Raw genomic sequence first — 9,226 nt, forward strand, 5'->3', positions numbered from 1 at the left:
CCCATCGACCACCCTTCACCCCACATCACCCCCGTGAAAAGGAGTACCCATGTCCGCTGCCGAGCTCGAGCGCCTGAAGCTGATCCACAACGGCGAGAAGGAGAAGCAGACGTTCTCCGACGCCGAGATGGGGCGCCGGCTGACCCTGCTCCGCAAGGCCATGGCCGAGGCCGACGTCGACGTCACCCTGTTCACCTCGTACCACAACATCAAGTACTACTCCGACTTCCTCTACACCTCCTTCGGCCGCCCCTACGCGCTGATCGTCACCGCGGACGACCAGATCACCGTCTCCGCGAACATCGACGCCGGCATGCCGTGGCGGCGCACCTTCGGTGACAACGTCGTGTACACCGACTGGCACCGCGACAACTACATCCACGTCATCCAGGAGACGCTGAAGGGCCGGGGCGTCGCGCCGCGCCGGATCGGCGTCGAGCACGACAGCCTGCCGCTGGACACCCTGCGGAAGTTCGAGGCCGCCTTCCCCGGCGCCGAGTTCACCGACATCGCGCAGGCCGCCATGCGGCAGCGGATGATCAAGTCGGACGAGGAGATCGTCCTGATCAAGGAGGGCGCACGCGTCGGCGACCTGGGCGGCGAGGCCATCCGCGAGGCCATCCACGAGGGCGTCTCGGAGTACGAGGTCGCGCTCGCGGGCACCAACGCCATGGTCCGCGAGATCGCCCGTGCCTACCCGCACACCGAGATCCGCGACACCTGGGTGTGGTTCCAGTCGGGCATCAACACCGACGGCGCCCACAACTGGCCGACCACGCGCAAGGTGGGGCGCGGCGACATCCTCAGCCTCAACTGCTTCCCGATGATCTCCGGCTACTACACGGCCCTGGAGCGGACCCTGTTCTACGGCGAGCCCGACGCCCGCTCGCTCGAGCTCTGGGAGATCAACGTCGAGGTGCACCGCCGCGGCCTGGAGCTGATCAAGCCGGGCATCAGCTGCGCCGAGATCGCCCACACCCTCAACGAGATCTACATCGGCCACGGCCTGCTGCCCAACCGCACCTTCGGCTACGGCCACTCCTTCGGCGTGCTGTCCCACTACTACGGGCGTGAGGCCGGCCTGGAGCTGCGCGAGGACATCGACACCGTGCTGGAGCCGAACATGGTGGTCTCCATGGAGCCGATGATCATGGTTCCCGAGGGCCAGCCGGGCGCCGGCGGCTACCGCGAGCACGACATCCTGGTCGTCACCGAGAACGGCGCCGAGAACATCACCAAGTTCCCCTTCGGCCCGGAGCACAACATCCTGGGCGTCTGACCGGGAGACCGCCGTCCCACGGATGCCGCACCGGCCGAGCTCGCCGGTGCGGCACCCGTGCTGTCGCCTGCCCCCGGACCTACGGAGTCCGCTGCCCGGGGCCGTCCTTCAGGGCGGTGACGAACGACGTCCACGCGGGGGCCGTGACCGTGAGGAACGGCCCCTTGGGGAGCTTGGAGTCGCGGACGGGGACGATGCCGGTGAGGCCGTCGGCGACCTCGACACAGTTCCCACCACTGCCGTTGCTGTAACTGCTCTTACGCCAGACGGCCGTGCTCAAGTCAATCCCGTTGTTTGCCGTTTCGGTGACCTGTACTCCTGCTCGCCGTGGCGCTGTGGTGAAGACCTCGGATCCTCCACAGCAGGGAACCCGGCAGGCGTCCGGCTGCCGGTGAACCGGCACCAGCAGGGACATCCGGCCAGTGTTCCCACCCGAGGCCCACGCCGATACGCACCAGGTCAAGGCCGTCACGACGCCATCGCCAGGGCCGACACCAAGTCGGCACGCCCCTGAAAGAAGCCGGAACGGGCCGGAGAAAACAGGAGAGGCCAGCCCCTTGGGACTGGCCCCTGACCTAGAGTTTCTTACCCTGACCGGCATTTCCGGCCGATCAAGGAATCAAGCATCACACGTTGAAGCGGAATGCCTGCGGCCCGATCCTGACCTGTGGCGAAGCCTGACCCAGGGCGCTGACCAGCGCTTTCACCGTTTGGTTGCGTTGGCCGCCGACGGGCGTCTACGAGCATCCTGCGGACTGTTTGCGGACTGGCGGGTCCTCCACAGGTCGGGAAACGCATGACACCGGGACCAACTCGTCGATGTGAGGGGCCCCGAAGATCCCGGACAGGGACCCAATAGGGTTGTCCTGTAAGGAATCGAGGGAAGTAGCAAGTGGCACGTCCAAGTCCGTACTCGCCGGAGTTCCGTGAGGAAGCGGTCCAGCTGGCGTTGAAATCCAGTAAGCCCATCGCCCATGTCGCCCGGGAACTCGACATGAACCCGGAGACGCTCCGTACATGGGTGCGCCAGTATGAGCGCGAGCACGGACGGCAGGATGGGCCGCTGCCGGTGGACGAACGCGCGCGCCTGAAAGAGCTCGAGCGTCGCGTCCGTGAACTGGAGATGGAAAACTCCTTTCTGAAAAAAGCCGCAGCGTACTTCGCGAGGGATCCCCGGTAGCGAGTAAGTACGAGTTCATCGAATCGATGCGGCTCGACGACGCGAAGTGCGCCTACTCCGTCGAGTTCCTGTGCAGACAACTCGGCGTTTCCCGATCCGGCTACTACAACTGGAGAAGCCGCCCCGATTCCGCAACCGCGCAGCGGCATGAGGAACTACGGCTTCTCATCAAGAAAGCGTTCGACATGTCCGACGGCACCTACGGATACCGGCGCGTTCACGCCCAGCTGCTGCGCTGGGGCCACACCGCGGGGCCGGAGCTGGTGCGCCGGCTCATGCGTGAGCTGGGCCTGGTGCCCTGCCAGCCCCGTCCGAAGCGGTGGTGCCTCACCCAGGCGGCGCCCGGCCCGGTGCCGGACCTCGTCGGTCGCGACTTCACCGCCGAGGCGCCTGGGGAAAAACTCGTCGGCGATATCACCTACATCCCCACCGGCGAGGGGTGGCTATATTTGGCGACCGTCATCGACTGCTGCACGAAGGAGGTCATCGGCTACGCGATGGACGACCACTACCAGACGCCGCTGATATCCCGGGCCATCCGCAACGCGGCCCGGAATCGCAGGCTCACGCAGGGCGCCATATTCCACTCCGACCGTGGCAGTAACTACATGTCGGCCGAGTACGCAGGCGTCCTCAGAGAACTTGGGCTGCGCCGGTCGGCCGGCCGCACCGGAATCTGTTTCGACAATGCCATGGCCGAATCCTTCTTCGGCGCCCTGAAGAGCGAACGCGTATCCCGCATGAGTTACCCCACCCGCGAGGCGGCCCGGCGGGACATCACCCGGTACATAGAGTTCTGGTACAATCTCAAACGCCTTCATTCAGCAGTGGGTTATCGCCCTCCGCGTGAAGTGCATGCCGAATTCGAAGATCTGCGACTCGCCGCATGAATTAATCGGTCGAACTCCTTGTCCGAAAAACGCGAGGCCCCTCAATGAGACTGCGCTGGTGAGCCGGCCAAAGGGAAGTCACACCGCCACGAGCCGGACGCGATCGCCGCATAGCTTGACCATGTCGTCGATATCGGAGGTCAACATGACCACGGGGCGGTGCTGCCGCAACGCGGCCTCGGCGACCGCGGCATCGATCGCATACTTGTGCCCGTGCAAACCGGCATCCATCAGCAGCTTCGAGGCCGCTCTCGCCTCCTCATCGCCCACCGGGACTACGCGCAGTCCGGAGAGCACCCAGTTCAGGCGGGACTTGTTCGTACGGACGTGGACGACCTCGATGATGGCGAGCGCACTGATCACGACCTCCATGCCTCGCGAGCGCGCCTCAGCAACCAGAGCCACCACCTGCTCGTCGTCGGCGAGGAGCTTCGAGAGCCCCTCGCTGTCGAGGACCAGCGTCCCCTCATGGCTCAGCTTGCGGCGGGCCACCCGGCCTCCTCGGCGAACACCTCGTCGAAGACCTGCCGCGCCCGCTGACGAGCCTGCTCGGAGACCGGCCCTTTGCGGTTCTCGTAGTCCGCCAGGTACTCGTCCAGCACCTGGCCGCGCAGCTCACGCTCGACCGCTGCGGCGATGAACGCGGAGAACTCCCGCTTGCCCACCCGCGCACGGATCGCCTCCGCGGTCCCCTCCGGAAGCGACAGGCTCACCCGCGTCGCCGGCCCTTCTCCGATGCTGTACGTCGTCTCAGCCATAACCCAAGTGTGTCAAACGAGTAGGAAAAGCGCTACGGCCCGCACCCCCGCCACCCACGCGAGAGCCACCCGGGAAAGGCCGGGAAGAGTCGCCTACCCCGCCCGCCCCCTCTCGTCGCGCACCGCACAGTCCGCGACTCAGCACGGTAGGGATGACCAGGGGTGATGACAGGTGAAGACCAGGCAGGTTTCCCAGCACCATCCCAGCACGGGAAGCAACCAGGGGCCCAACCCCGAAAGGTCGGCCCCCTCCTGACCTGCATGTTTGCTAAATCAGAGACGTGGCGATACAGCACCCGCTACACGTTGAAGCGGAATGCCTGAGGGCCGATCCTGACCTGCGACGGAGCCCCACTCAAGCCTCTGACCAGGTGTTTCATCGTTTGGTTGCGTTGGCCTCCGACGGGTTTCTACGAGTGTCCTGCGGACTGTCTGCGGACCGGCAACTCCTCTGCCGGTCTGGAAATGCATGGCACCGGGGTCGGCCCATCGACGAGACTGCGCCGGTGAGCCGTCGCTGTCCCTGCCCCTGCTGCGGACACCTCGTACTCGACGAGACGCCCGGGTCATTCGTGATCTGCCCGATCTGCTTCTGGGAGGACGACGCCGTCCAGTTCCGGTGGCCGACCGTGGACGGCGGGGCGAACAAGGTCTCCCTGATCGAGGCCCAGCACAACTACCAGGACTTCGGCGCCTGCGACCAGCACGGCCGACGGTTCGTCCGACCCCCTGCAGCGGACGAGCCCCTCGATCCGGCCTGGCGCCCGATCGACCTCACGCGGGACTCCTTCGAGGTCTGGGGCGCAAAGGACTGGGCTCTGTGGAACGGTGCCCTCGGCAAGTCGGCCGCAACACGGGTGGCGGACCCGAGGACCGGGATGCGGGTGGAATGGGCCACCGGCGACCTGACCGCCGGGGCCGTCAAGGCGGCAGCAGGGCATGCCGACTGGGTGCGATCAGCAGCGACGGTGGTGGCCGGCGGCCGCACTGCCGCCGTCACCGGAGGGACGACGAGGCCGTGCTGGTGTGGGATCTGGCGAAGGGCGGACGGATGGGTGACCCTCTACCCGTCCGCGGCTCGGTGTGGGTGGAGGTTGACGGCCGCTCCGTTTCCGTTGTCGCCGACCCCGGACACGCTGATGCAGGGGATCTGGTCCCACGCCGCCAGGTTGGCTCGGATCTGGTGTTCCCCTCGGAGGTGACCGCGGTGACCATGGTGCCCGACGGACGGCTGGTGATGGGGTTCGGCGGCGACATCGCGGCCCTGACACCCCGGCCGGACTGACACTCCGAGAGGCTTCCTAGCACGAGGTCTCCGTGTACGTTCCGCCGGATCTGGAACCGGGGACCGGGCCGGTCTGCGGTTCGCGCTGGCCGCGAAGCCACCTGCGGCCGCACCCGACGCACCACCACACTATGACCTGCGTCACGACCGACACCCTCCGTGCGGCCAACTCCCCCACTCCTCATCCCTTGCCCGTATCCCATGAACAGCAAGAACTCGAAGAATCTTGTGCGCAGACTCACTGCGCATCACACCACCCATCCGCATGCGCCACCACGAAGCCCCCGCACTGATCACCAACAGGCTGCTAGGTTCCTTTACGTGAACGCCTCCACGTGGAGTTCCGTTTGAGGTCAACTCACGCAGCGACAAGACATCGAGCAGTGCGCAGCAACACTGCGCACTGGAGAGTACGGGGGAACCTCGGAATGAAGGCGTTCTTCGATCTGCTGGGGAAGGCGATGCAGAGCACGGGGACGACGCTGCGGCTGTGTCTGCTGATGCTTGTGCCAGCGGCCGCGTACGTCATCAGTCAGTTGAAGTGAGACGACACCCGAGCGAGGAACCCTCAGTGGAAAACACAGAAGCAAAAAGCCCCGCCGCAGTGGTCGTCGACCGGTTGTGGCGGGCGTATGCACCCTTTCAACGAGGCCGGAGCACGGACCGCGACCTCACTGCGATGCTCACCATGCTGGTGCTCGCCGGATTCATCGACTCGGAGAGCGAACCGGGGGACGAACTCGTCAAACGGTGGTCCAGAGCCACTGTGGAAGCACGGATCGGATACCCACCGCTAGAGGACCTGCGTGCTGCGCTCTTCCTCGCCGCCAGGCACGAGCGGTTTCCCGCGCGCGTCCTCTGGGATCTGGAAAGTGTCTTCGTCGACGACGAGGCAACCGGCGATCTGCCGTGGGTGGCTTCCTTCCTCGCTGCGCTCCAACAGACCCCGACAGCTGCCGAGGCCGGGCTCAGAGAGGTCAGCGGCTTGCTCTTGGAACGGTATGTCGCGGAGAGCGCCGCTCCGACGGGTGAGTACCACACGCCGCGCGCACTCACGCGCCTGCTCGCGGAATCACTTTCCCCCCAGCCCGGCGATCGCGTACTGGATCCCGCCTGCGGCACCGGGGGGTTCCTCGTCGCTGCCGCGCAGCACATCGAGCAGCAGGGCCAGACCGGTGACGCCTCGTTCGTGGGCTACGCCATGGATCACCGCAACACCCGCCTGGCCGCACTGAACCTGGCCATGCACGGGATCGACCGGCCCCAGGTGCATGCCGCTGATCCCAGGACGCTGTTCCGGAGCCTGGGTGCCGGCATGACCGATTTCGTCCTGAGTAATCCGCCGTTCAACCAGCGCATCCAGGGTCTCGAACATCTCGCCTGGCCGTTCGGTACGCCGCCCGAGTCGAACGCGAACTTCGCCTGGCTCCAGTTCGCCTGGACCAGGCTGAGCGAGAAGGGCATGGCGGCCGTGATCATGCCGTCGGGTGCCGCCTCCGCACGAGGTTCTGAGGCAGGGATCCGCAGGAGGATGCTGGTCGGGTACGCACTGCTCGGCGTCGTCGCGCTACCGCCCAATCTCTTCTCCCACACGTCCGTCCCGGTTCACCTCTGGTTGCTCGCCCGTGACAAATCCCGCCACGTGCCCGTCGGCGAAACGGATTCGGTCCTCTTCATCGACGCGAGCCGCCTCGGTACGCAAGCTCCGCGCCAAGTGCGTGTGCTCGGCCCTGCGGACGTGGAGCGCGTCAGCAGCCGGTTTCGCGCATGGTTGCGGTCCCCCCGTAAGACCCCGGACGAACCCGGCTTCTCCTGCTCGGTCCTGTACGAAGAGATCCTGGAGAACGACGGTTGCCTCCTCGACCCCCGGTTGTACGTGGCGCCGGCGCAGGAGCAGCCGCCCGCGACGCTGGACACGCGTCGCCTTCTCGACGAGTTGGCGGGTCGGGCCGAGGAGACAGCCGAGACGGCTACCCGCCTACGCAAGAGCTTCGACCGGAGCGAGCGGGCGGTCCGCAGCGCGAACGAGGCCCCGCGTGTTCCGCTCCGGGACATCGTGGAAGGCACCGTGGAGGGGGTGTTCGAAGCCCTGCCCCCGGGGCTGCTGCTCGCGGGGCCGTCGGGCAGCCTCATCCGCGCCGACCACTACGTCGACGCCACCGACGGCGTTCCCGTCGTGATGCCCAAAGACCTGACGGGGAACGGCTTCAGCACGGCAAGCATCCGATGCATCAGCGAGCGACAGGCCACGGAACTGAAGCGCTTCCGTCTCCTACGCGGCGACGTCGTCCTGGCGCGCCGCGGAGAGCTGGGGCGAGCCGCTGTCGTCCGCGAGGAGCAACACGGCTGGGTGTGCGGCACCGGATGCTTCGTGCTGCGTCCCCCTTCTGCACTCGACGCGGACTACTTCGCCGCGTACCTGCGCGGTCCGGAAGCACGGACGTGGCTGGAAACCCACTCCACGGGGAGCATCAAGATGAAGACCATCTCCCTCGGCGTTCTCGGCGATCTGCCCGTGGTGCTGCCCGACCTTGCAACCCAGCAAGCGATCGCCGGCACGATGGCCCAGTTGGACGAACACGAGCGCCTGTTGCGCGATCAGTTCGAGCTCACTCGGCGCATCCGCCACGGGGCGCTGGACGGAGGCATCATCCCCACACCGTAGCCACTTCCTGCGGCCGAGGCCGCCGCGAGCAACGTCCCAGCCCACGACGGCCTCCCGACGGATTGACACCCCATGTGCCCATTCGGGCTCACACTCCCGAGCCTCAGGAGGCCGCGGACCTGAGGCACGGCAACGAACAGCCGACTGCTTGCGAGTTGTTTTCACCACCTGTACGGGATGGCGGCGGAGCACCTCAAGAGGCAGACCGGGATACCCGTCCGGGCGAACAGAGCCTTGGCCGACGCCCGGTCATGCTCATCCGAGGGGTGCACCGACCAGGGACAGCGGCATGGGCCACCCGGCCCATGCCGCGTGCCGGTGCCGACCAGCCGCGCCCGCACCAACGCCACCTGTTGCGTCCCGACTGAGGGGGACTGGCTCAGTGACGACAACCGAGAATTCAGTAGTGATAGCGGGCCGCGAGGATCACGATCTCCTTGTCCGTGACCAGGTAGACCAGGCGGTGCTCATCGTCGATCCGCCGCGACCAAGCACCTGGCAAGTGGTACTTGAGCGGCTCGGGCTTACCGATTCCAGTGAAGGGGTCGCGTTTGACGTCCTCGATGAGCTTGTTGATCCGAGCGAGCATCTTGCGGTCGTTCTTGAGCCAGGACGTGTAGTCCTCCCAGCCCTGATCTTCGAAGACGAGCCTCACTCAGCACCCTCACTGGCCGCATCCGGCGAGTCGGGGTCGATCAGCTCTCGCTCTGACACGTTGATGTTAGCCAGGGCGTTCTCGTACGCCTTGAGCAACCGGCGAGCGTTCGCCGGCGAGCGCAGCAGGTACGAGCCCTCACGCAATGCCGCATAGTCTTCAGCCGAGACGAGCACGGCATTGCCGTGCTTGGAAACGATCTCGATGGCCTCGTGGTTGTCGTTGACCTTCTTGATCAGCGGAAAGAGAGCCTTGCGGGCTTCGCTCGCAGTTATGGACATGACCTCACCCTTTCCGGCAGTGGTACCAAATAACGTACCACTCTTGCTGCTCATGGACAGAGCAGACGCCCGGCGAAGGAGCAGACATCCCAGCACCACCCCGGCACGGGCAACAACAAGGGGTCGGCCCTCGAAGAGACCAACCCCTTGCCGCCTGCTCCCTTAGCTCAAAGTAACGAATTGATCACACGTTGAAGCGGAATGCCTGCGGGCCTGTCCTGACCTGCGGCGGA

At 66.0% G+C, this 9,226-nt stretch carries 9 protein-coding genes and 1 pseudogene; 5 read left to right on the plus strand and 5 right to left on the minus strand.

What is annotated here, in order from left to right; all coding sequences use genetic code 11:
• The first annotated feature begins 49 nt into the window (after positions 1 to 49).
• Entirely contained in the window at positions 50 to 1,279 is a 1,230-nt protein-coding gene (locus tag C1I97_RS24375) for a M24 family metallopeptidase (RefSeq protein WP_111005323.1), read from the plus strand.
• 79 nt (positions 1,280 to 1,358) lie between these two features.
• Here C1I97_RS24375 and C1I97_RS41705 read toward each other — a convergent pair whose 3' ends face one another.
• On the minus strand, positions 1,359 to 1,565 hold the full coding sequence (locus tag C1I97_RS41705; protein ID WP_258382720.1) for a DUF397 domain-containing protein: 207 nt from the start codon (positions 1,563 to 1,565) through the stop codon (positions 1,359 to 1,361).
• A gap of 606 nt (positions 1,566 to 2,171) precedes the next feature.
• On the opposite strand from C1I97_RS41705, the gene C1I97_RS24385 reads away from it, so the two are divergent.
• A protein-coding gene (locus C1I97_RS24385; RefSeq protein ID WP_111005325.1) for an IS3 family transposase occupies positions 2,172 to 3,349 on the plus strand; the annotation gives its coding sequence in 2 pieces (ribosomal slippage) (positions 2,172 to 2,433 and positions 2,433 to 3,349; 1,179 coding nt in all).
• 78 nt (positions 3,350 to 3,427) lie between these two features.
• Here C1I97_RS24385 and C1I97_RS24390 read toward each other — a convergent pair.
• Entirely contained in the window at positions 3,428 to 3,841 is a 414-nt protein-coding gene (locus tag C1I97_RS24390) for a PIN domain-containing protein (protein ID WP_111005326.1), read from the minus strand.
• Positions 3,823 to 4,107, minus strand: a complete 285-nt coding sequence (locus C1I97_RS24395; protein WP_111005327.1) for a hypothetical protein — start codon at positions 4,105 to 4,107, stop codon at positions 3,823 to 3,825. The genes C1I97_RS24390 and C1I97_RS24395 overlap by 19 nt, the downstream gene beginning before the upstream one ends.
• Before the next feature lie 506 nt (positions 4,108 to 4,613).
• Between C1I97_RS24395 and C1I97_RS24400 the strand changes: the two are divergent.
• The 3 genes and pseudogenes from C1I97_RS24400 to C1I97_RS24405 form a co-directional block, all read left to right on the plus strand.
• Positions 4,614 to 4,838 (plus strand): annotated as a pseudogene (locus C1I97_RS24400) (CPCC family cysteine-rich protein); the annotation flags it as partial.
• A 287-nt stretch (positions 4,839 to 5,125) separates the two neighbouring features.
• Positions 5,126 to 5,392 carry a hypothetical protein gene (locus C1I97_RS40095; protein ID WP_181446890.1) on the plus strand — a complete coding sequence of 89 codons (267 nt, stop codon included), beginning with the start codon at positions 5,126 to 5,128 and terminating at the stop codon, positions 5,390 to 5,392.
• Between the two features lie 571 nt (positions 5,393 to 5,963).
• Positions 5,964 to 8,057 carry a type I restriction-modification system subunit M/S gene (locus tag C1I97_RS24405; protein ID WP_111005328.1) on the plus strand — a complete coding sequence of 698 codons (2,094 nt, stop codon included), beginning with the start codon at positions 5,964 to 5,966 and terminating at the stop codon, positions 8,055 to 8,057.
• Positions 8,058 to 8,457: 400 nt separating this feature from the next.
• Here C1I97_RS24405 and C1I97_RS24410 read toward each other — a convergent pair whose 3' ends face one another.
• A complete protein-coding gene (locus C1I97_RS24410; protein WP_009321768.1) occupies positions 8,458 to 8,712 on the minus strand; it encodes a Txe/YoeB family addiction module toxin in 255 nt (84 codons plus the stop codon).
• Positions 8,709 to 8,993: a type II toxin-antitoxin system Phd/YefM family antitoxin gene (locus C1I97_RS24415; protein ID WP_111005329.1), complete on the minus strand. Its 285-nt coding sequence runs from the start codon at positions 8,991 to 8,993 to the stop codon at positions 8,709 to 8,711. The genes C1I97_RS24410 and C1I97_RS24415 overlap by 4 nt, the downstream gene beginning before the upstream one ends.
• Positions 8,994 to 9,226: the final 233 nt, after the last annotated feature.

Source organism: Streptomyces sp. NTH33, from assembly GCF_003236365.1.
In the GTDB taxonomy this organism is placed as follows: Bacteria; Actinomycetota; Actinomycetes; order Streptomycetales; family Streptomycetaceae; genus Streptomyces.